The following is a 22,142-nucleotide window of genomic DNA, read 5'->3' as shown; positions in this document are numbered from 1 at the left end:
CGCATTGTTATTTTGACGGCAGTTGTATAATCATTGGGCGTGGGCGATCAAAGCCTCAACTTTTTCGGTAAACACTCGGGGCGAAGCCAGACGCATTTCATCATCAATACCGACAGCCACTTGCACGGTATGTGCCTTGGTCATCTGCTCACCACTTGCAGCATCGACGATCACATAGTTGACCCGCAGGCGGTTTTCCCACTCAACCAGTGTCGCTATCACACGTATTTCATGATTGAAAGGAATCGCTTTAACATACTTCACCTGCGCATCAATCACTGGCCATTGATAGCCCGAGTCCTGCATTTCACGGTAGCTATAATTCAGCTTGCCCATCAGCACCCGACGGGCTTCTTCAAAGTAACGAAAATAGTTACCGTGATATACAATCCCCATGGGATCGGCATCTTGAAAAGACGTCGTCAGGGTTGCCTCTGCACTCAGCGCCGCTGTGGTATTCATCATTTCTCTTTCATCCAAATACATCAGGATGCGACTATTTTGCCGCATCTAACTTTATTCGCCCCGAAGAGTGAGTAACACGCTTTGAGGTGCCCTCAGCTACAGAATAAAAGCTAAACTGCAGCTTCTCTTTTTCGGCAATCCAGTTCAGGGCCAGTTCGACAATACTGTCTGGCTGAATAGGTTCCTGAAATTTAATAACGTCCATACCGCCAAATTCAGAAGGGATGTCGAACAGGGTTCTTCCGTAGTAAACAGCCCAATCAATCTGAGTCACCCCGGGCAATAACGGGTAGGATGAGAAATGCCCTTGAAAATCAACAATATTACCATCCACTTTCAGCGTCAGTACGGCGCTGTTGCCCGTAAGTTGGGTTTCGATAACTGTCGGCTTGCGTTTATTCACTATGGCTATGCTCTCGCGCTATTTAAAAAACTGTTCCAGATCCCTGACCAGACGCTTGCCTTGGCTATTCAGGGGAATTTCACCAACATCTCGAAAACGGCGGGGAATGCCAACAGGTTCCAACCAACGTCGCAACTGCTGGCGTAAGTCCAGCCAGAACCTCCCCTTACCTAGGGTTTGCATATTCCGCCGCCCTTCATCCGTCAGAGTGATCACGGCGGCTATAACCAATCGGTTGGGCTCATCCAAGGTCAAAACAGCGGCTTCGTCGATCCAGCACAACTGACACAGCCGACGTTCAACCTCAGTCAGTGAAATTCGTTTTTCTTCCACTTTCACCACCCGATCAGTCCTTCCCTGAAGCGAAAAATGGCGTTCACCCATGATCTGGCATTGATCACTTGTCTGGTACCAACTGTCGAGGGCAATAAAGGGTGAACAAATACGAAGACACCCTTCTGCATTGAGCGCCATATCAATGACATCAAATAATTGCCAAGGGGTATTAGCCTGATGCTGTTGACGAAAACCGATACCACCCGTTTCCGTACTGCCAAATACTTCAAACGGTAAGTGGCCAAATAATGTATTACTTTGTAGAGCAGCGGCTTCACTCAATGGGCCACCAGAGGAAAATACGGCGCGATAAGGCTGGGTGACCGATTCACCATTAAGACGCTTAAGCAGAGCCGGGCTAGTTACCAACACCGTATCTGGATTAGCCTGTGCCATAACCTGTTCGGGATAGCTAAGATCCTCCCGCCCAAACATGCGCCCGGCACAAAGAGGCCAAAGTACGCGGAAAAGCAGCCCATAAATATGCTGGTGAGAAACGGTGCTGACCACATTCGCATTACGAAGTTGTTCACCCCATACTTTCTCCAGTTCAGCGATCTCGGCATTGATGCAACCGAGGGTTTTAACTACCGCTTTCGGCTGCCCACTCGAACCGGATGTAAACAGAGTGATCGTCACCGCCTCTAGCTGTAATTCAGTAAGAGCAGAAGTAGCTTTTGGTTCGAAGTCAGTTTCAAGTACCAAGGGCATCATTTGTTGATGGTGACTAAACTCACGAAGTTCATATCGGTCATGAAGCAAGACATCAAAGTGAGAGGCTAGATCGCCCAACGCATCGGCCTGGTGATTTCCCGGTAAAATAATGTGCTTACCTGCATGTGCAGCAGCCATAAAAGCAACGGCAAAATGGTAACTATCATCAAAGCAAAGTGCCCACTTCACATATGAGCTTGCCTGTAACATTTGAACCAATGCCTCAACGTCAGCTTTAAACTGAGCCCAGAAAACCAAAGAACGAGTTTGATAGGCAACCTTAAGTTTGTCCTTTCTGGAAGAGCACATCAATTCTGACAATGGACAAAAAACAACCTCCTTTTGACATGTCGCTTTCACATGTTGGATATCCATATCCACTGTCTTACCACCTAGCTATACCACTGATTTATAAAGTGAGTTCAAGATATAGCCACAACTAAAATTATGCAATGCAACTCATATATCATGCCTAATTATTATTGCTCTTTTTTTCTTGCCATGCGATGGATCTCACCCTCTCACCAAATATAAGTGTCAGCTTGAGTGCAAGTACTAAAATTGCAGGTGAGATCACACTTTACGAATTAAGACAAAATGCCACAAAAAAACCATTGCTCAAGATCTTAAGTCTCATATGAATAACAATGCGACAGAGAACACGACTTATAACCCTTAGATGCATATAAGTGCATACTTTATAACCGGCTTGACAAACTTCATATAAACGAAAATCTCTTGCGAAAGATTCCTATACTCAGTTAGTTCGGTATATTGGAACTAAGCCTTTGGGATCATTCGGATCTAGGGAGCACATCGCCCCATGCTGGATTCAGGACGTGACATTGTCACAAGCAATCCCAATCTAAGGTTCTTAGTTACAAGGTTTGTAATCTTTGAAAAGGAGTTTATTTATGGCTAAGCGTGTATCGAACAAACGTATCAAAGAAATTTTGGACAATGCAAAATCTAAAAAGTAACTATTGAAGAGCCTCCAACCGGAGGCTTTTATTACACAAACCTATTTCAAATAAGCTCATATCACAGCAGAGCCTTAGTCAAAATCCTGTTAATAGCATTGCTGTTTCAACTGCTGCTTATCCAACTCTGTTATGAGGTGGTTGTTCAAAATCAACCGAACAACTAATGATGGGACTTTTATAGCTTCTTGTTACTTAAACCTAGAAATCACCACAAATAAACCCTAACACACCTAGAAACATCACAAACGGCAGCGTTACTGACTACTCTACGACAGCAGCTATACGAAAAAATATAACCTGCTGCCTACGTAGTAACCGACTGTCTTTTCACTCAACTTTTAGAAAATACCTCGCAACCAAGATAATCGCCTCACCACTAAGACTAAGAATCAATACTGAGAATCCTCTCTCTGGCTACACTCCTCTTGGTATTAATACCCTTGAGGAGTAACCCATGCGTAAAAGACTCAGCCTTGTTGGCATGTTGGCTTTGTTCTCTCTACTTGGTTGCCAAGAAGAAGAGCTTACTTTCGATGTAAGCCTTTCTGGTAATCAGGAAGTCCCACCCGTTATAACTGAATCCCAGGCGACGGCGACGGTGACACTATTGATAAGCAGCGGTAATGGTAATGGTGATAAAGACGATGGCCTCGACTTGGATTTGGATCTCGACCTGGATTTAGATCTGGATTTAGATTTCGACCTAGATGGCGACAAAAATAAAGAAGATGATACGAACGATGAACAATACGGTGATAATAACGAATACAGTGATAAAGATAAGGATGAAGGTAACCCACCTGAACCCGATCCCGAACAGACATTTACACTCAGTGCAGAATTAGATATCAGCATGGTCGAGGATGTGCAGGCAGCACATATTCACCAAGGTGGTATTGGCGAAAACGGCCCTGTTGCTTTTGAGTTTGTCGATAATGGTGATGGTACGATGTCAGTCGAAGCGACTGAAATCACACAAGAGCAATCTGACGAGCTATTAGCTGGCCAATGGTATATCAATGTTCATACTCTTGATAACCCTTCAGGTGAAGTCAGGGGCCAGATAGTCGATAACAATACCGTGGTTATTGTCACCTTCAGCCTCGACGGCTCACAAGAAGTTCCTCCTGTTGATTCCGATGCATCGGGCACTGGCTATGCGGCTGTCAACACTGAAACCAACGCCGTTGAACTGACTGTCGTTACAGAAAATGCCGATGATGCTACAGCTGCACATATCCATGAAGGGTTTGTTGGTGAAAATGGTGATGTGGTTGTTGCTCTGGTTCAAGGAGACTCGCCTTCTGTATGGACAACGCCTGACGAAACGGTTCTTGATGAAACAATTGTCCTACAGCTAATTAGCGGCGGACATTACGTTAACGTCCATACTCCCGCAAACCCATCAGGTGAAATTCGCGGCCAGATCCTGAGTAGTGACTTTACATTAATAACCTTCTCGTTAGATGGCGAGCAAGAGGTTCCACCAGTCGATAGCCAAGCTAGCGGTACGGGTTATTTGACCTATAACAGCTCAAGCGAAGAAGTCGATCTTAGGGTTATTACTACTGGGGCCGATGACGCCGTTGCTGCCCACCTCCACGAAGGTTTCGCCGGACAAAACGGCGACGTCGTGGTTGCTCTTGAGCAAGACCCTGAAGACCCGGCCAAATGGACAAGTCCTGATGGAACAACGTTGGGCGGCGACATCATAGAATTGCTCCTTAGTGGCGGGCACTATGTCAATGTGCACACCCCAACCAACCCTCCGGGCGAAATTCGCGGTCAAATTCTGACGTCAGACTTTACCTTGTTCATATTCCCCTTGGACGGTTCACAAGAAGTACCGCCGGTAGAGACAGAAGCTTTCGGAAACGGTTATGCAACCTTCAATGCCGAGACCAACATTCTTCAAGTTAACATCATCACTTCCGGGATCGATGATGCCGTAGCTGCCCATGTTCACGAAGGGGCAACAGGCGAAAACGGTGATGTGGTCGTTGGCCTAGAGCAAGATGGTGACGATGTCACCGTTTGGTCAACACCAGAGGACACTGAACTTGATGACGAGACTGCTGAGAAACTGCTTAACGGCGGACACTATATTAACGTTCATACCCCCGCCAATCCCCCAGGCGAAATACGAGGGCAAATAGAATAGACCAATAAACCTGTATAGAAAAAAGCCGTCGCTGGCTGTATCGAGCGACGGCTTTATTCTAGCTCCGAGGTGTCCCAATAAACATGCACAGACTCTTCCTGTAGCTTAAAAATAAGTCCTTTTTTGCCTAACCCTGACTGCCTGTATACCGGATATCCCCGACTGTCTTTATAATTACCGGGACTCTCCCCAACAGGCGTAAAATCATAATAGACGCCATCATCACGTTCGATAGTGATATATCCCTGACGCTGAGAAAAGACACAAAGATACTGTGCCAAAGGTTTATCTGAACCTGGCAGGTAAATATCACAACGCGCGTCAGTTGTGTCGGCGAAAGCCTGCGGTATACTTCCCCATAGCAACGTGACAGCTATCAGAAATTTCAGGCAAACCTTCCAATCCGGCCAACAACTCGTATTCATATCATTACCTCCTACACCTGATTGCCAGCCACTCCATCATCTGGTGTGTAACCTCTGGACGACTAAGCAGCTCCATATGATTCATTTGATAGAAAATCTGCTGCGATGTATCTGAAAATGCTAAATTTCGTTCATCCCAGTCATGTAACCCAAGAGCACTACGTAAAGGAACCAGACCATCACCGATTAGACGTTCGGCTAAAAGGCTGCGTTTAGTGGCTGTCGTCGCCGCCACGGTATAACAGGCAATGCCTTCTGGCAAAGGAACCACTTGCCGCCCATCAGCTTTATCCTCAAAACGGTCAGCACCTTGCCAGTCTTCATCAACTATATGACCATAGCGCAAATCCGTGATTCCTGAACTTCGAAGCTTGCTGAGTCTCGAGAAAGGAGATGTGTACGGGGTACAACCCAATACAACATCGAGTTTATTACCAGCGCGCTCCAATGGAGCCCCATGATGCGGTGTACCCAGAAAAACAATACTTTTCATTAATGCCGGCCATCGCAAAGCCTGTTGCTTGCCATAGTACGCTGCACTACGTGTTAGTAAACCTCCCATGCTATGGGCAACAATTGTCATTTCTTCAATCGGTATCGGCCAACTTTCGACTAACCGCTCTAATTGATCTGCTAACTGCCGTCCATTATCCGATATATGCAATCCGGAGTTATACCGCAAATAGACGGGCGTATAACCAAGAGCAGAAGACAGTAACCGACCATGATCAACCTCACCATCATCATGTTCGGTGCACCATTGAATATCATTCATGCACAAGCCGTGGATCATCAACAGCACTTTGTTCGTTGCTTCAGGCATAGAAGGCAAAGCCTCCCAGTCCAATGCTTTCCGCTGATAATAAAATGTCATCGGAATCGCAAATTGGTTATTGTTCGCCACTAGACGATCGCCCATCACACCATTCAGGGCCGACAGCACAGCAACACGCTCGGGTGTTTCAGGTTTACCTTTATCTAAAGACTCCAGCAAAGGCTGCTGTTTTTCCAGTACGAGATCAATGCCGTTACCCACCACCTGCGTAACAGTATAGATACTCCTGTAAACCAGTCCGGTAAGGCCTCTTGTTCGACCTGGCTCATTACCGCCAGGCATACCCAATGAGCTCCACACCGACTGGTGCACGCCTTCGGCAATACGGGTCACATTCATCGTAGCTTGAGTTACTAATTGACCAACACCTTTAATATCTGAAGCATGCAGGTGTTGTAACTGTTTCTTGATTGCCTGTATTACCATGATATGAGCTCCGTCGCGGTTTTCTATTGAGAAAGTGAACTGTTTTTTTACTGAAACAGCACATAAGCCACTAAGCTCATAATGGATGATGACGAATCTGTTGTGAATTGCTTATTTGAAATGATATGTAACGATACCCAGTTAACCACTATTCTGCTGATACCATCAGCCAAGTTCAAACGTGGTAGCACCAAAAGTACGATCCAAGGGAAGATCAGGAAACTGTCCCGTATACATACGTGCGGTTTTAAACACTGTATTCATATTGTATTTTTCTGCAAGAGCAACAGCACAACCGTTGACTTCAGGTACATTGAGGTAAATAAGATCAGTCGGCTTTATCTCTGCTTTAAGGGCTCGAAATAGCAATTCTGCCAATTCAGCACTATCAGCAAACAGTGGCCCAACCTTATAGCCTGAACGGCCCACTTAATTGAAAGCTCAAGCTGCTTTGGCATCATCACCTGTATGCGATAGTTTTTATCTGACATAGCTTCCTCCATGGATAGCCAAGTGAGCAATCATGATTAGCAATTTATCGAATTATAATAAAAATCAGCTTTCTTCGTTTTATTAAATCGAAAATGGACTGCACTAGCCTCATTTTTCGTCGATAAATTAGGAATAACAAGACTACCAGTAGGAATCGTTATATATAGCTCGTCAAGTTCATTCACTGAAACAGGGAAGCTAAAAGTAACCCACTGACGATAAAAAGGCATGTGCTTACTTGGCATCTGCATCGTCACAGAGGTATCGCTCGGATACAGTTTGTTTCCACTGGCGACATCTTTAACAAAGATCTTTCCGGGATAAACATCGACATATTCAAATTCATTTTTTATTGAGATTGTTACCTTCAGATCCTCACCGTCGACATACTCAGGCATAACATGAATGGTTGCACCGTCAATAACGCGCTCCAACGAATCATTCTTCGTTGTATGATAACCGCAACCACTTATTGCTGCTGGATCACCATCATTTGGGTTCGGCTCATAGTAAGTTCTCGTTACCGGATAGGCGACACAACCAGCCAGCATGGTAAGCAGCGAGATAATCAATAACAGGTAACGTTTCACATTTAGTCTCTAATAAAAAACAGTGCTCAAATAGTACACCACAATAAAACAGCGTTCAATTTTATTGTGCACTATCTTTCTTTTCGTACGAAGATGGTTCGTTAACCCGCCCTTAAAGCAAGTATCGCACCTATATCTAAGGCCTCACTATAACGACAAAAATCCGTATCTTCCCGATCGACAGCCAATACAGACATCCTATCGGCAAGCTCATTTCCTTCGATACCGGCATGGCCCTTAACATGAGACAGGGTCATTGTGTCTTTGATGGAAAGATATAACTCATGCGATGCCTGGATAACTTCCAGGTTCTTAATATCTCCCTTTTCTTTACGCATCCACCCTTTCTTCTTCCAATTAAATGCCCACACAGAAATGCAGTTAATGGAGTATTTCGAATCGCTCAGTACCTGAACCGTTTTGCCTTTGCCTACATTCTCCTTGGCTATAAGCAATGCCTGATAAAGGGCATTTAACTCCGCGCTATTGTTTGTCCCTTGGGGGTTATATAGACCGTACCAAAGCTCGGTAAGGTAATTACCACTGTAGACTGCAACGCCAGATCCCGCTCTGCCGGGGTTAGGATCACAGGCTCCATCGCAATAAATATTCACATCAAAATCTGACAATTCCGGTTTTATAACTGCAGAGGTCTCCGATTTCTTCGCAAATACCGCTTTGCCAGAATTACGTGATTTCGCAGACTTAACGCCAGAGCTGTATGCACTTTCAGCTTCTTCTCGCGTTTTAAATGACTTATATCTTGCCTTCGGATATTTATCGACGAGCTTTTTGGTGTGATCCCAGCTAGTAAATACGCCCGTTTCGCGGCCTACCCATACAACATAAAATTTCTGTGCCATTACCTTTTCCTTTATCTGATGAGCATGAAGCGCTTCGGCCGCGATTGCGGCGCAGTAGAATACTAGAGTACTCGAACAAGGCCAAGTCTTTACGGCAAAGGGCATTCCGACGCACTACATAAACCAGAATAAAAAGTCTCAGACATTTGCTTGTTATTATGAATGCTTATTGCACAAGACCAATATCGGCTGCCTTACTTGGTGGTAGGCCAAAGTATCGCTTAAACTCGCGGCTAAACTGGGTTGCACTTTCATATCCCACGTTAATTGCTGCCACATTTGCAGGCGTTCCGTCTTGTACCATCATCGTTCTTGCTTTATTCAGACGGATTTTCTTTACGTACTGCAGCGGAGGATCGGTGACAACCTGCTTAAAAGCACGATGAAATGCAGACACGCTCATCCCAGCCATATCGGCAAGCTCCTCGATAGCCAGCTTTTGCTGATAGTGGGCTTGCACATGATTAATAACTTTTGACACTCGTGACAAGGCACTATCTTGCTTACAGTATTGGGCAAGTAAATAGCCTTGCTCACCCTGCAAAAGCAGATAAAAGAACTCACGCAATATCTGTGGCCCCAACACCATCGCATCAAGTGGATTATGTAGCGCTTGTAGCAGGCGGTACATACAGCTTGTTATGTCAGGTGTTATAAGTGAGGCTGCAACACCACGGCCATTCGGCTCAGCTTTCAATATACTGGCACCACCATACTGCTCTAAGAGATCAACAAGCTGTTGGATAACAGTAAGGTCAAATTCAATATCAATGCCTATCAGCGGCGAATCTTCTGAGGCAAAAGTCTCACAGGCAATAGGGTAAGGCGTTGCAACGATAAGACAATGTTCCGTATCATACTCGAAACGATAGTCGTTCAAGTGGCCAATTTTATTCCCCTGGAAGATAACAACCACTCCTTGCTGATACATCTGCGGTGTAACTTTATGATATCTATTAATTCTAAACAGCCGAACTCCCGGCAAACAGGTATCTACCCGCCCTATCTGCTTATCCAAGCCGTATTGTTCACATAAGGATGTCGCTAAGCTGACTGTATTTTTCATGCCTTCCTCCGTTATTCTCATCATCGCTGTTCAGATCATGAATGCAAGCCCTTACGTTAATTAAGTAGAATTAGGCAAGTTTTAAACAGGATCGTGTATTAAACACTAACCAAAACTCCCCTAGACTATTCCGTATCGTTTCTTAGCCTGCTACTGGCTGATAAAGACCTCACCGGAGAACAATGATGAACAAGTTTACTTATCAAAACCCTACCCGTATTCATTTTGGTGAAGGCCAGATTGCCGCCATCACCAATGATATTCCGAAAGATAAGAAAGTTCTGGTTACCTATGGTGGTGGCTCAATCAAAAGCAATGGCGTTTACACACAGGTAGAAGCTGCACTGGCAGACCATCAATGGGGAGAATTTGCAGGTATCGAACCCAACCCACAGTACGATACCCTGATGAAAGCGGTCGATATGATCAAGAGCGAAGGGTTTGACTACCTACTGGCTGTTGGTGGCGGTTCTGTTATTGACGGTACGAAATTCATAGCTGCTGCTGCGAGTTATGAAGGCGAAGACCCTTGGAACATTCTGGCTGCCAATGAAGGCGTAAAAGCGGCCGTACCACTGGCATGTGTACTAACGTTACCGGCAACCGGCTCAGAAAATAACATGGGGGCGGTCGTTTCTCGCGGTAAAGACAAGTTGGCATTCATGTCTCCATTGGTTCAGCCAATCTTTGCAGTACTGGATCCACAAACAACCCTAAGCTTGTCCCCTCGTCAGGTTGTTAACGGTGTCGTTGATGCCTTCGTTCATGTAATGGAGCAATATCTAACCTTCCCGGCTAATGCCAAAGTGCAAGATCGCTTCGCTGAAGGGCTATTACTGACTCTGATAGAAGAAGGCCCAAAAGCACTAGCAACACCAGATGACATGGATGTACGTTCCAACATCATGTGGTCGGCAACTCAGGCCCTAAACGGATTGATCGGTGTTGGTGTTCCGCAAGACTGGACAACCCACATGATTGGCCATGAACTGACCGGCAATTATGGTATCGACCATGCCCGCACATTGAGTATCGTTCTACCCGCTGTCATGCAAGAGCGTCGTGCCGACAAAGAAGCCAAACTGCTTCAGTACGGCGAGCGTATTTTTGGTATTACAGAAGGTTCTGTTGATGAGCGTATCGATGCGGCTATTGCCCATACAATCGCCTTTTTCAAACAAATGCAAGTTCCGACCCGTCTGTCTGATGTTGAACTAGATGCAACTGCAATTGATACTCTAATCGCAGGCCTAGAAAAACATGGTATGAAAGCATTGGGTGAGCATGGAAATATTGCTATTGCTGACAGCCGTGCAATCCTGGAAACCGCTTTATGAAAGAACGGTCAATAGAGCACTAAGCCTATAGATCCAAGGCTAATACCCTAATGACAAACGAAAAGCCCATCACGTTTTCTTGGTGGGCTATTTCTAGCTAATAAGCCTACGTATTTTCTTCTTATCACTCATAACTTTATCGTGTGCTCACACTTTGTACATTTCCAAACTGATACGTAAAAAAACTTCTGCCACCAATTACGGCGAACACGAGTCATTACGGCATTACACTTCTCACACATAACGAATGTTTATCCTCAAAAAATGATTAGTTTTACTAGGTTGATTTGTAAGAATATAAAGCCTGAAAAAAACAAAACGGAGAAGATAAAGCTGAAACAATTGAGACCGAAGTGACACTTTCTACTCGACAACAGGTAACGGTGTTCCTTGCTTTACAGAACGGATCGCAAGATTAGTGTTGATATCTTTAACCATACTCAGAGTTTGCAGTTTGCGCATAAAAGCCTCGTAGTGTTGTAGATCTTTACTGACAACCTCTAACAAGTAATCATAAGATCCAGAGATCACGTGGCAGCTGATCACCTCGGTCATGCAATCAACAGCATTCTCAAATTCACTGATAGCCTGATCACGGTGATTACTTAGACTTACATTGACAAAGAACGTCATCATCAGGCCCATTTTTTGGCGATTTAACTTAACCTGGCACCCTTGCTGATATGGGCCAGCTTCTTTATCTCGTTAAGGGCATCGGGTCAGTCACCACTCAGTTGCGCTTACCGAAGAAACAACAGATCACAGCAACACCTAAGCGTTACCTCTTTGCCATTGCCTTCGGTGCCGGACTGCCTTTCTTCCTACTGGCCGCCAACGGGTTACGTTTGGCACCTGTTGCCGATGGTGCCTCGTTGATCCCTGGGGTCCTCCCCCCTTTTCGTGTCATCCATTGCCGCTTTTTGCTATTGCGAAAAAATATCCAATGCCCGGAAGGTAGATATTAGTTTTATTCTTGTCGGTATTGGCCTGTTTGTAACCCATTCTCTGTTTAGCGGCCAGCAGCATATCGCACAGGGACATGATCTGTTGTTAACAGCAAGTTTCTGTTGGGCTTGGTATACCATAGGAATGCGAGTAAGCGGGTTGAGTTCAATTTGACAGCAGTCCCTGCCAGTAATGTCATCTTTCATTTTCTGATTCAGGGCATCGCTGCGGGGATCGTTGCCAACTTCAGTTATGGGTATGCGATTTCGAGACTTGGGGCTGAGGTGAGTGCTGCTTTAGGATCTTTCACTCCTGTTATCGCAGCCTTAATTGCCGTTGTTGTTTTTGACGAATCACTAACACTTATTACTTCATTGGCAATGGGGTTGATAGTATTGGGTGCCCTTTCTGCCTGTGAGCTAATAAAGCTTAAACCAATGGTTCTTCACCCTCTAGCCAAGCTTAGAAACTAGCATAAGGTCATGGTCAGTCAATCATTTTGATTTACTGACCTAACCCAATTCACTAACACAAGTTAGAATACATACGAGATGCCAAGCGCTCCCATGCTTGAAACAGATGCTGCAATAATTGGACTGTTCTCAATATCACCTTGCAAGTTAGTGTATCGAACACTCGCATTTAACCGCAAACTCTCAGTGAGAAAGACATAGCCACTTAAACCCACAAAATATTGCCCATCCCAACCAGCTTCGAATTCGTCAAGGCCAGAGCGAAGAGATTCTGCTTTTGAAACACCATATAAGTGATTGTTAATCTTATCACTATTATACGAATAACCAATTTGTGGTGTAATACCGAAGCGATTCATTCTAATGGGTAATCTCCACGAAGCTTCCGCATATAAGCCGTTATGCTTGTTTCCGAGATCTGTCCCTGCACCAACTTCAAACACCCCTACTTGTGATAACATCTGATAGCTGACACCACCAAGAACCGACGCTTCTCGCTCATCCAGTTGCTGAATTTGTACATCTTCGGAATCTGAAGGTTTCAGCGTTCTAGGATCATAGGCCAACCTAAAGATCACGTTTGTCGGTGTACCGATTGGAAACAACCTAACACCTGCAGAAAAACCGCGAAGAAACACATGCTCGCTTTCATAACCAATAACAGGAATTGCTACGACGTTAGCGTCTGTATCTCTATAAACTTCAGGAGAATACGAAGTCATTGCACCTAGTGAGACCTGCCCAGCAACAGCTGAATTCCCCAAAACGGCCAACATAGTACCGAGCACTATACGTAGCGCATTGCTGTGGTTCACCAAACTATTATTTCTCATACCACTAGTTCTCACGCCGCTAGCTATTCTATTCCTTACTATTGAAGCTACTTCATAAACGTTCATTGCTACTCTCATGACCTTCTTTGTTTCTTGGTATTAATATAAACACCGCACAAAAAAGAACATCGTACGGTATGAACCCAAAATAAAAGGCGAGTTGATCGCCTCTTAATAATAACGTCACGCACTATACCGCTCGCATGACTGTAAATCTATAGAAACCTTCTACCGTTTTCACTCATGATTTTAACAATCGAACCAACAGCGTATCCGGGCACTCAAAAATAGTGATGTTCTCTCTGTCATCCTTTTATGTCGAGTTGATCACAAAAATTGATTATCATACTCGTTCTAAAAATTTTGAATGTGGATACACAACATGTACAAACTGGTTGCACTCGATATGGATGGCACCCTGCTTAACTCCCAGAAAGAGATTTCTGTGCGTACCAAGCAGGCAATCAATGACGCTAGAGAACAAGGCGCCCATGTGGTATTGGCTTCGGGCCGACCTTTGGAAGGTATGGCTGATTACCTCGCTCAGCTAGGCATGACCAGTAACGATGACTATGTTCTTAGCTACAACGCTTCGCTGGTACAGCGAGTTGGAAACAAAGAAGTTATCAGAAAGCAAATCATGAAAGGTAGCGATGCCAAGAACATTGCCAGCCTTAGCCACGATCTTGGTGTGTTCGTCCATGCTTTCTCACCGACTCGCGGCCTGATCACACCTCAAAACAATACCTTCACCCAGCATGAGTCCACTATCAATGGCGTAGAAGTGACTGAGATTGATTTTTCCGAACTCGACAACGATGAAGAAATCATCAAAGTTATGATGGTGGCCGATTCTGAGATCTTATCTGCGGCTATTGCCCAGTTACCCGAATCACTATATGAACAGTACACCATTGTTCAAAGTGCACCTTTCTTCCTCGAACTACTTAACCCGAAAAGCAACAAGGGTGCTGGTGTCGCGATGCTGGCTGAACACCTTAATATCAATCCGAGTGAAGTAATTTGTATGGGTGATGCCGGTAATGATCACCATATGATCGAATATGCCGGCCTTGGTGTTGCAATGGGCAACGCCACCGAGGATACCAAAGCACTGGCTAACCATATTACCGATACCAACGACAACGATGGTGTTGCCAAGGTCATTGAAGAGTTTATCTTAATGAGATCGTAACTTTGAAGATAGTAGCCGTGTAAAATACACATACATTGCAAAAAACAACCGTAGCTTGAAATAGCTTATTTGTGGCTTTGTTAACCAAATCGGTATGAGCTTTTCCATTATTGATGATCTGATCGAATAGTCATCTCTTACGGGTCGCTTCAATGGGAAAAATTCATACCGTACAAACAATTATCAGAGTTTTAACCAAGCACTGATTAACCGCGGTTCACTATCATTTATCCCCTTAAACTTCAAATATCTGACTATCTGCAGTATGTGTATCTCAGTGGTCTTTTAGTAAAAAAAGTGTGCCTTCGTCAGCATATTCTTGGCAGTAGTTCACCTTGCGGCAAGTCTAAATAACGACTGCTACCCCAAGGGGTTTTCAGAACCACCTTCCCCGTGCGTTCTTCCGATACCCTACCGATGATAGCTGCCGGGGCCTCACTATCAAATGTATGCATGATCCTAAGTGCCTTAATTGCCTCGGCTTCTGGCATCGCTATGAGAAACGTGCCTTCATTGGCTAAATCGAAAGGTTCAAAACCATACAGCTCACATAACCCCTTGACTTCATCGCAGACAGGAATAGCGCACTCTTCAACAGTTATACCTACATTAGAGGCTATCGCCCACTCATTTAACACAGCCGACAAACCGCCACGAGTAGCATCTCGCATGGCATGAAGTTCAAGGCCTGCCTCAATGAGACATTTAATAGCTGGCCATAACGTCGCACAGTCACTAATGAGCGTTGTTTCTAGCGTTAAGCCTTCACGGGCCATGAGTATAGCAGCACCATGCCGACCTATATCTCGGGAAACAATTATCACATCACCTAACTTAAGGTTATTAACCGAGACCCCGTCAACCTGAATATGCCCTATACCTGAAGTATTAATTAATAACCCGTCAGCACATCCCTTTGGTACTACCTTAGTGTCACCACAAACAATTTTAGCGCCACTCTTGTCCATTTCATTAGCCATACTACGAACAATTTTCTTAAGCTTGCCCAGCTCAAAGCCTTCTTCGATAATAAAACTACAGCTAAGATACTCAGGCTTGGCACCCATGACCGCTAAATCATTTACTGTACCTGCTATGGCTAGTTTGCCTATATCACCTCCAGCAAAAAATAATGGCGACACCGTAAAGGAATCTGTAGTAAAGGCAGTATCACCGCTTAACTGTAGTCGGGCTGCATCTTCATCATTATTTAAAATAGGGTTATCAAATGCGCTAAAAAATAGCGATTTTATCAGCGTGTTCGTTTCCTGACCGCCACCACCGTGACTAAGCTGAATCACTTCAGGCTTTTTATTGATATTTGACATACTTAGACTCCATTGTAGCGATAATACGCATTGCAGGCACCTTCAGAACTAACCATGCAACTACCCAATGGTGTTTGTGGAGTGCACCCTCGACCAAAAACCTTGCAGTGCTTAGGTTTTGATAAGCCTCGTAAAATATCACCACATTGGCATGCTTTATGGTCGTCAATCTCTCTAACCGGTAATCTATCGGCATATTTATATTCGGCATCCCTATGACGATAGACTTCCTTTAACATTAATGCTGAGTCTGGAATTGGACCTAAACCACGCCAGCGAAACGAAGGGCGTACCTTGAAGTATTTATCTATCTTGGCCTGAGCCATAAGATTACCGTGCTCAGTGACAGAGCGACTGTACTGAATATCAAGCTTGGCAACTCTTGATGCCATCTGCTGAGTGATACGTAAAATAGACTCCATAACATCGACAGGCTCGAAACCCGAAACCACCACAGGTATGGCATAATTTTCAACTGCAGAACGATACACCTTAGCCCCACTGATCACGCTCACATGCGCCGGACCAATAAAGGCATTTACTCTAACGTTAGAGTCAGCCATTACAGCATCGATGGCAGGAGGTACCAACACATGATTAATATGAAACAGAAGGTTATCAATTCGCTGAATTTCAGCCAGTTCAATTAGTACCGCAGTCATCGGCGTTGAAGTTTCAAACCCTATGGCAAAAAAGATCACCGTTTTATCTGAGTTCTCTTTGGCTATCCTCAGAGTATCAAGTGGATCATAGATAGGACGAATATCGCAGCCTCGGGAGCGAAACTCTGCCAAACTTCCTTCAGAACCTGGGATTCGGATCATATCACCAAGAGTCACAAGAATAACACCTGGTAAACTAGCCAGTGCAGCAGCATGATCTATACGCTCCTTGGGCATAATGCAAACAGGACAGCCCGGACCATGAATGAAATCAATATGCTCAGGTAATAATTGATTCAGCCCGTACTTCATTATGGTATGAGTGTGCCCACCACATACTTCCATAATATTGATATTATCCTTAACATTCAGGGCCTCTTTTCGAATCTTATGCGCCAAGGTTTTTATGGTTTCTGGGTCACGAAACCCTTGATATAACTGATTTAAATTCAGCATGGCTGCGATTCCTCAATGTTCAACTTTACAACCAGCTCTTGATACTGTGCCAGACTCAGTTCGGCGTCACTCTTATTAATTTTCTCCATTACAAAACCGATATGGATCAGCACATAATCATCAATACTCAATGACTCTGTCATTAAATGGGTACTGACTTCACGTTTCACTCCCATTGTATCGACAGTGACACTATGGGACTCTTCATCCACTTCGACAACTTGTGAAGGAATAGATAAGCACATTATGTTAGTTTCTCCGGTATGAGCGGACAGTTAACTCGAAAAAACAGGAGTTCGCATTTATAGTTTATTACCAGTTTCAGTAATTAGTAATCGCTTTGAATTGATTTGATTTCATGAAAATCAACATTATATAGACAAAAATATAAACAGTTTTTCTTCTAGAGCTATCTAATTAAATGCTGAACATACTGTCACCCAATACTAAATGATTAATAAAAAATCGTTCTAGTTATTTTTCACAATGGAATAGCATTATTTGAACGGAACTCTATCAATGACCTTTCTAACCAATCTAGCCAAGTCGACATACCATGACCACTTTTTGCAGACAGCTCTATTATATGCGTTTTCTTGGAGAGATCAGTAATCGCTTTCCTCGCCCTAACTGATGAAAAATCATCAAAAAAAGATATAAGATCTGTTTTTGTTAGCAGAACATTATCAGCCGTTCTAAACATGACTGGATATTTCGATGGTTTATCATCACCTTCCGTTACCGATAGCAGAACTACATCTAGATGTTGGCCAAGATCGAAACTGGCAGGACAGACTAAATTGCCAACATTTTCAATAAACAAAATAGCGACATTCTCTAACTCAAGTTGCTTTTGCGCATTCGTAATCATATGAGCATCTAAGTGACATGCCATTCCTGTAGTGACTTGAATGACTGGAACATTGTGTTTTCTGATCCTATCTGCATCATTTTCTGTTTCAAGATCACCCTCAATCACTGCTACACCAATACCTCGAGATTTCAGCGCACTAATACTTGATTCCAACAAGCGAGTCTTTCCGCTTCCCGGGGATGACATCAGATTGATCACCAATATCTTGTGGCGATTAAAAAAGGCTCGGTTATGCTCAGCTTGGTTATTATTCTCGTGCAAAAGATTTTTTATTACTGTGAATGACTTTTGTCCACTTTCAGTTCGAGAGTGTTTCCCTCCTTCTTGTATTAAATGTCTATTACCGTCAGTAATATTACAGCTACATGTGTTACACATAAATTAACCTGCCATATATTAGAGGTGTTTTAATTAAGTTATTAGTAATGGAAATCAAACACTATTATTTAAATTCTCTTCTGCCAGTAATAAATGAAGCTTCGTACTCTTCATATGAAAAATCATCTGTTCAATAGAAGCCGAAAGCTCTACTAATTCTTGCTCAATAAGCATTTCTTTCCAGGCTTCCATTTGGACAATATGCTCATCATTATTACTACCCCAATAGGATAACCAAAGACTAAGCCGTTTAACCATTAGTAGTAAGTCGTCCTTATTCTCACCTTGCTTGATTTCTCTTTGTTTCATAACCACTCCTATTACTCTTCTATAAGCTGCTCCTCAAGAACAACAGTCCCCTCTAAAAAGTCAACCACTACCGGTTTAAAACCATGTAAGACTCGTGCGGGCTCAAAAAATGTAGTCACAACGATTTCCATTAAATCGAAATCAATTTGGGTGACATTTTCAATAATTTCTTTGGTGCCATTAGATACAAGCGTTACTTTAACATTACACATATATAATCTCCGACCTTACACTGGATTAATGAATTTATTGACCATTATAAAGTTTAATAAGCGAAGTTTTAATATCCTGAATCTCTGAAATAAAGCATCCACCTATATCAAATGCACATAAACCACATTTATCTGCATTTCTAATTGATTCACTGCTAGAGAGAGAGCCTAGGAAGTGTTTACCTTTCAATGCATTTTTCAAAAATATAAGATCATCATTACTTACTACTTTACTGGCAACATAAACAATTTTCTTTATGCCAATTTCGCCTGCAAGCGTTTCTATCTGTGTTGATGTCTGCAAACTACGTTGACCCGGTTCAACTACCACGACTAGTACATCTACCGCCTCTGCAGTTGAACGTCCAAGGTGTTCGATACCAGCCTCCATATCCATGATCACAACATCATCACGATCCAGCAAAAGGTGCTTCATTAAACTTCGCAACAGTGTATGTTCAGGGCAAACACACCCAGAGCCACCATGCTCGACAGTGCCCATCAAGAGCAACCGTACACCAGCATGTTCAATGCAGTGACTATCAGGTAAATCATCAACTTTAGGATTGAGTACAAACAGTCCAACGTTATTTTGATCCGCTCCGGTACGTTCTTTCGCTAAGTTTTTCATTCTGGAAAATGGTTGCAAATTACTGCGCTCTTTTTCAGAAATACCAACAGCTGAAGCAAGATTAGCATCGGGATCAGCGTCTATCGCCAATACCCGGCTTCCATCAGCAGCAAAGGTTCTGGCTAGTAATCCAGCGATGGTCGTTTTGCCTACTCCACCTTTACCCGTAATTGCTATTTTCATAGTCACCTCGTCAGTTGGGTTACGGGTGACAAACTTTGTCACCCATTTGTCATTTGTTTAGATACCCAACCCTTGTCGCTTACCTTTAATCACTTCCACGAGTTTATTGCCCGCAATTTTAGGATCGGTTTCAACAAGAAAGTAACCACCAAATAAGTCTTTAGCACCTTCCTGCATTAATTCAGTGACCACATCAGAACCGGTAACCTGCGGTATTGTACCTAAGTGCGTTGGCAAACCGATCGCTACCCCCCATGAGGCAATAGCAATGGCCTTTTCCGACATAGCTTCAGGGGCAGAGGCCACTACAGGTAAGTCACATAAATCAACGCCAAGCCTGTTGGCCAGCGCCGTGGCCAGAGTAACAGCACGACTGTTATCAACACAGGAACCCATATGCAATACCAGCGGTAAAGGGCCATTGAGACCAGCAGCCTCACCGATCTGTGTTAGAACCGCCTTGAGAGAGTCACCCGCGTACTGCTCCGTTGCCTGCTGGTTCATCAGACCATGCTTGGCAAACGCCCCAGCTCCACAGCCCGTAGCTAGCAGCAACACATTATTTGCTGCCAATGTCCTAGCAATAATCTGGTAACTTTCATCCTGCACCGTCTGCGTGCTATTACAGCCAGCAAATAAGGCAACACCCTGGATATTACCATTCACTATATTATCAACCAGAGGCTTAAGCGGGTCGACGGCATCGAGCTTAGATAGAGCAGTAATGATAGCTTCACTACTGAAGCCCACCACCGCTGTCTGTTTGATATTGGGAATATTAACCTTATTCGGATCTCGGCGAGTATAAGCATTGATTGCACACTGAATCACCTCTCTCGCCGTTTCCACCGCATTTTCCTCGTGGAAACTAATATGACGCGCACCCTGCATTTTATTTTCATCCATCGTCGTAATGACTTCTGTATGAAAGCAATTACCAATCTGCGGCAAAGATGGCATTATGCACTGCACATCGACCACCATGGCATCTAATGCTCCGGTCAGGATTGCCATTTCCTGTGACAGATAATTAGTTGCCAAAGGGACACCGTGGCGCATCATAACCTCATTACCGGTACAGCAAATACCGACAATATTGATTCCCTTTTCGGCACCGGCTCCTTTGGCAATATCATTCATATCCCTTGCAATGTCACAAATGACTTCACTAAGCAACGGATTGTGGCCATTGACAGCTATATTGACAGCATCTTTATCTATCACGCCGATATTAGCTTCAGTGACAACCGGGCTCGGGGTCCCGAACATAACGTCAGACAGTTCCGTCGCCAATGACATACCATTAAAGTCAGCTAATGCTCCGCGAATACCACCAAGGAACACATTTTTTGGTTCAGCATCACAACCAATGTGTGTTCTGGCCATGATCTGTGACACCGTGGCATCGATATTGTGGGGTAACGCTCCTAGGCGACTAAGGAGATCCACCCGCTTATCCGGCAGTGTCGCGCTTATCCAATGACAACCTTTGTGGTGATCCTGGTTCTGAAAGTCTTCAAGTGTTTTTGTTGCCACATCATGGGCAACTTCAAGCATTTCTTTACCCAACGTATCGATATCGAGCAACTCTGCAATACGATAGAGTTTATCCTCATCACGTATCCGATAAGCCGGTAGTAGCCCCTTACCAACTTTCTGCATAGCCAAGGCAATATGACGCCCATGCTCTGAGTGAGCCGCTGCGCCAGCTGCCATCATCCTGGTTACATTACGAGCAACAATGGTATGTCTATCTGCCCCGCAAATCCCTAACTGTGGTCCCTCACCAAAGGGGTCGACTCGACAAGGGCCTTTGTAACAAATTCGGCAGCAAAGACCTAAGGACCCAAAACCACACTGCGGAAGTTGCATTTGGTACCGATCAAAAACCGTTGCTATATCCTCTCTATCAGCAACCTTACACAAAGCTTTAACCGCTGGATCGCTTGTTTTTATTCTCAGGCTCATTACAGTTTCCTCAATGTCAAATTCAGATGTTTCTGTGACTGAGCTAGTTCTTTAGCTCTTGCTTGAACCAGCGCCATTCGATATTCGTGCAGGTTGATTAGTTTTATTGCTTTTGTAGGACAAGCTTCAACACATGCTGGTTCTTGTTTGCCACTTTCCATGCGCCAAGTAGTACAAAGATCGCATTTCAACGCTACTCCTTGATTTGTAGAGCACCCATCATCTTTAAATGCATCTCGTTTAACGGTGATCACACCAAACGGGCACACCATGACGCACAATTTACAACCCACACAATTCTCTTCAACGATCTGAACTTGATCATTTTCTTGACGGCAGGCTCCTGTAGGGCAAACCTTTGCACACGGCGCATCCTCACATTGCCGGCATTGCATCGGCATCATTACTCCGTCCGAAACAACAACTTTTGTTCGTGAAAACAGAGGTAGTTTATTAATAACAGAATCTATTATGCCGCCTTTCCCACCATGAGCGACGGCACAGGCAAGCTCACAGCTATGACAGCCCAAGCATTTCTGTGCGTCCGCATAGATAATATTGTTCTCCAGTTCTTTCATAACACCGGCCTTATTAGTTTT

The 22,142-nt window shown here is 44.1% G+C and carries 24 protein-coding genes and 1 pseudogene; 5 read left to right on the top strand and 20 right to left on the bottom strand.

Going from position 1 to position 22,142, the window contains the following annotated elements:
- Positions 1–30: 30 nt before the first annotated feature.
- The 3 genes from EDI28_RS15830 to EDI28_RS15820 are packed head-to-tail and all read right to left on the bottom strand — an operon-like array spanning position 31 to position 2,293.
- Entirely contained in the window at positions 31–465 is a 435-nt protein-coding gene (locus tag EDI28_RS15830) for an acyl-CoA thioesterase (RefSeq protein ID WP_128784860.1), read from the bottom strand.
- 31 nt (positions 466–496) lie between these two features.
- Positions 497–868: an ApeI family dehydratase gene (locus EDI28_RS15825; protein WP_128784859.1), complete on the bottom strand. Its 372-nt coding sequence runs from the start codon at positions 866–868 to the stop codon at positions 497–499.
- An 18-nt stretch (positions 869–886) separates the two neighbouring features.
- Positions 887–2,293: an AMP-binding protein gene (locus EDI28_RS15820; RefSeq protein WP_128784858.1), complete on the bottom strand. Its 1,407-nt coding sequence runs from the start codon at positions 2,291–2,293 to the stop codon at positions 887–889.
- A 1,062-nt stretch (positions 2,294–3,355) separates the two neighbouring features.
- Between EDI28_RS15820 and EDI28_RS15815 the strand changes: the two genes are divergently transcribed.
- A complete protein-coding gene (locus tag EDI28_RS15815; RefSeq protein ID WP_128784857.1) occupies positions 3,356–5,062 on the top strand; it encodes a CHRD domain-containing protein in 1,707 nt (568 codons plus the stop codon).
- Positions 5,063–5,115: 53 nt separating this feature from the next.
- On the opposite strand, the gene EDI28_RS15810 is transcribed toward EDI28_RS15815, so the two are convergent.
- The 6 genes from EDI28_RS15810 to EDI28_RS15785 form a co-directional block, all read right to left on the bottom strand.
- A complete protein-coding gene (locus EDI28_RS15810) occupies positions 5,116–5,487 on the bottom strand; it encodes a hypothetical protein (protein WP_128784856.1) in 372 nt (123 codons plus the stop codon).
- Between the two features lie 4 nt (positions 5,488–5,491).
- Positions 5,492–6,748: a PGAP1-like alpha/beta domain-containing protein gene (locus tag EDI28_RS15805; protein WP_128784855.1), complete on the bottom strand. Its 1,257-nt coding sequence runs from the start codon at positions 6,746–6,748 to the stop codon at positions 5,492–5,494.
- A gap of 165 nt (positions 6,749–6,913) precedes the next feature.
- On the bottom strand, positions 6,914–7,177 hold the full coding sequence (locus tag EDI28_RS15800) for a GNAT family N-acetyltransferase (protein WP_164918575.1): 264 nt from the start codon (positions 7,175–7,177) through the stop codon (positions 6,914–6,916).
- A gap of 98 nt (positions 7,178–7,275) precedes the next feature.
- Positions 7,276–7,830, bottom strand: coding sequence for a hypothetical protein (locus EDI28_RS15795; RefSeq protein ID WP_128784854.1), 555 nt, complete (start codon positions 7,828–7,830; stop codon positions 7,276–7,278).
- A 101-nt stretch (positions 7,831–7,931) separates the two neighbouring features.
- Positions 7,932–8,693, bottom strand: coding sequence for a ribonuclease H family protein (locus EDI28_RS15790; RefSeq protein ID WP_128784853.1), 762 nt, complete (start codon positions 8,691–8,693; stop codon positions 7,932–7,934).
- A 166-nt stretch (positions 8,694–8,859) separates the two neighbouring features.
- On the bottom strand, positions 8,860–9,759 hold the full coding sequence (locus EDI28_RS15785; protein WP_128784852.1) for an AraC family transcriptional regulator: 900 nt from the start codon (positions 9,757–9,759) through the stop codon (positions 8,860–8,862).
- 185 nt (positions 9,760–9,944) lie between these two features.
- Here EDI28_RS15785 and EDI28_RS15780 point away from each other — a divergent pair, with 185 nt between their 5' ends.
- On the top strand, positions 9,945–11,096 hold the full coding sequence (locus EDI28_RS15780; protein ID WP_128784966.1) for an iron-containing alcohol dehydrogenase: 1,152 nt from the start codon (positions 9,945–9,947) through the stop codon (positions 11,094–11,096).
- Positions 11,097–11,459: 363 nt separating this feature from the next.
- Here EDI28_RS15780 and EDI28_RS15775 read toward each other — a convergent pair.
- A pseudogene (locus EDI28_RS15775) lies at positions 11,460–11,771 on the bottom strand (Lrp/AsnC family transcriptional regulator); the annotation flags it as partial.
- An 8-nt stretch (positions 11,772–11,779) separates the two neighbouring features.
- Between EDI28_RS15775 and EDI28_RS27370 the strand changes: the two are divergent.
- Together EDI28_RS27370 and EDI28_RS27365 are read left to right on the top strand one after the other, a co-directional pair.
- On the top strand, positions 11,780–12,061 hold the full coding sequence (locus EDI28_RS27370; RefSeq protein WP_233353402.1) for a hypothetical protein: 282 nt from the start codon (positions 11,780–11,782) through the stop codon (positions 12,059–12,061).
- A gap of 150 nt (positions 12,062–12,211) precedes the next feature.
- The gene (locus EDI28_RS27365; RefSeq protein ID WP_233353400.1) at positions 12,212–12,514 is read left to right on the top strand and encodes an EamA family transporter; all 303 of its coding nucleotides are present in this window, start codon (positions 12,212–12,214) and stop codon (positions 12,512–12,514) included.
- A gap of 62 nt (positions 12,515–12,576) precedes the next feature.
- Here EDI28_RS27365 and EDI28_RS15765 read toward each other — a convergent pair whose 3' ends face one another.
- Positions 12,577–13,332 (bottom strand): MipA/OmpV family protein, encoded by a 756-nt coding sequence (locus EDI28_RS15765; protein WP_438942807.1) that lies wholly within the window; start codon positions 13,330–13,332, stop codon positions 12,577–12,579.
- A gap of 397 nt (positions 13,333–13,729) precedes the next feature.
- Here EDI28_RS15765 and yidA point away from each other — a divergent pair, with 397 nt between their 5' ends.
- Complete coding sequence (gene yidA, locus EDI28_RS15760; protein WP_128784850.1) at positions 13,730–14,542, top strand: sugar-phosphatase; 813 nt, start codon at positions 13,730–13,732, stop codon at positions 14,540–14,542.
- A 308-nt stretch (positions 14,543–14,850) separates the two neighbouring features.
- On the opposite strand, the gene hypE is transcribed toward yidA, so the two are convergent.
- The 9 genes from hypE to EDI28_RS15715 all read right to left on the bottom strand — a co-directional run bounded on the left by hypE (position 14,851) and on the right by EDI28_RS15715 (position 22,121).
- On the bottom strand, positions 14,851–15,870 hold the full coding sequence (gene hypE, locus EDI28_RS15755) for a hydrogenase expression/formation protein HypE (RefSeq protein ID WP_128784849.1): 1,020 nt from the start codon (positions 15,868–15,870) through the stop codon (positions 14,851–14,853).
- 2 nt (positions 15,871–15,872) lie between these two features.
- On the bottom strand, positions 15,873–16,988 hold the full coding sequence (hypD, locus tag EDI28_RS15750; protein WP_128784848.1) for a hydrogenase formation protein HypD: 1,116 nt from the start codon (positions 16,986–16,988) through the stop codon (positions 15,873–15,875).
- Positions 16,982–17,233, bottom strand: coding sequence for a HypC/HybG/HupF family hydrogenase formation chaperone (locus tag EDI28_RS15745; protein ID WP_128784847.1), 252 nt, complete (start codon positions 17,231–17,233; stop codon positions 16,982–16,984). The genes hypD and EDI28_RS15745 overlap by 7 nt, the downstream gene beginning before the upstream one ends.
- 236 nt (positions 17,234–17,469) lie before the next feature.
- Positions 17,470–18,240: a hydrogenase nickel incorporation protein HypB gene (hypB, locus tag EDI28_RS15740; protein WP_128784846.1), complete on the bottom strand. Its 771-nt coding sequence runs from the start codon at positions 18,238–18,240 to the stop codon at positions 17,470–17,472.
- A gap of 54 nt (positions 18,241–18,294) precedes the next feature.
- Positions 18,295–18,549 (bottom strand): hypothetical protein, encoded by a 255-nt coding sequence (locus tag EDI28_RS15735; RefSeq protein ID WP_128784845.1) that lies wholly within the window; start codon positions 18,547–18,549, stop codon positions 18,295–18,297.
- Positions 18,550–18,560: 11 nt separating this feature from the next.
- Positions 18,561–18,761 carry a CooT family nickel-binding protein gene (locus EDI28_RS15730; protein ID WP_128784844.1) on the bottom strand — a complete coding sequence of 67 codons (201 nt, stop codon included), beginning with the start codon at positions 18,759–18,761 and terminating at the stop codon, positions 18,561–18,563.
- A 34-nt stretch (positions 18,762–18,795) separates the two neighbouring features.
- Positions 18,796–19,575, bottom strand: a complete 780-nt coding sequence (locus EDI28_RS15725; RefSeq protein WP_128784843.1) for an ATP-binding protein — start codon at positions 19,573–19,575, stop codon at positions 18,796–18,798.
- A 57-nt stretch (positions 19,576–19,632) separates the two neighbouring features.
- The gene (gene cooS / locus EDI28_RS15720; RefSeq protein ID WP_128784842.1) at positions 19,633–21,543 is read right to left on the bottom strand and encodes an anaerobic carbon-monoxide dehydrogenase catalytic subunit; all 1,911 of its coding nucleotides are present in this window, start codon (positions 21,541–21,543) and stop codon (positions 19,633–19,635) included.
- Positions 21,543–22,121 (bottom strand): 4Fe-4S dicluster domain-containing protein, encoded by a 579-nt coding sequence (locus EDI28_RS15715; protein ID WP_128784841.1) that lies wholly within the window; start codon positions 22,119–22,121, stop codon positions 21,543–21,545. Before EDI28_RS15715 ends, cooS begins: the two co-directional genes overlap by 1 nt.
- Positions 22,122–22,142: the final 21 nt, after the last annotated feature.

The sequence above is a fragment of the Photobacterium chitinilyticum genome, assembly GCF_004104355.1.
In the GTDB taxonomy this organism is placed as follows: Bacteria; Pseudomonadota; Gammaproteobacteria; order Enterobacterales; family Vibrionaceae; genus Photobacterium; species Photobacterium chitinilyticum.
This window is presented reverse-complemented; position numbering and strand designations above follow the sequence as displayed.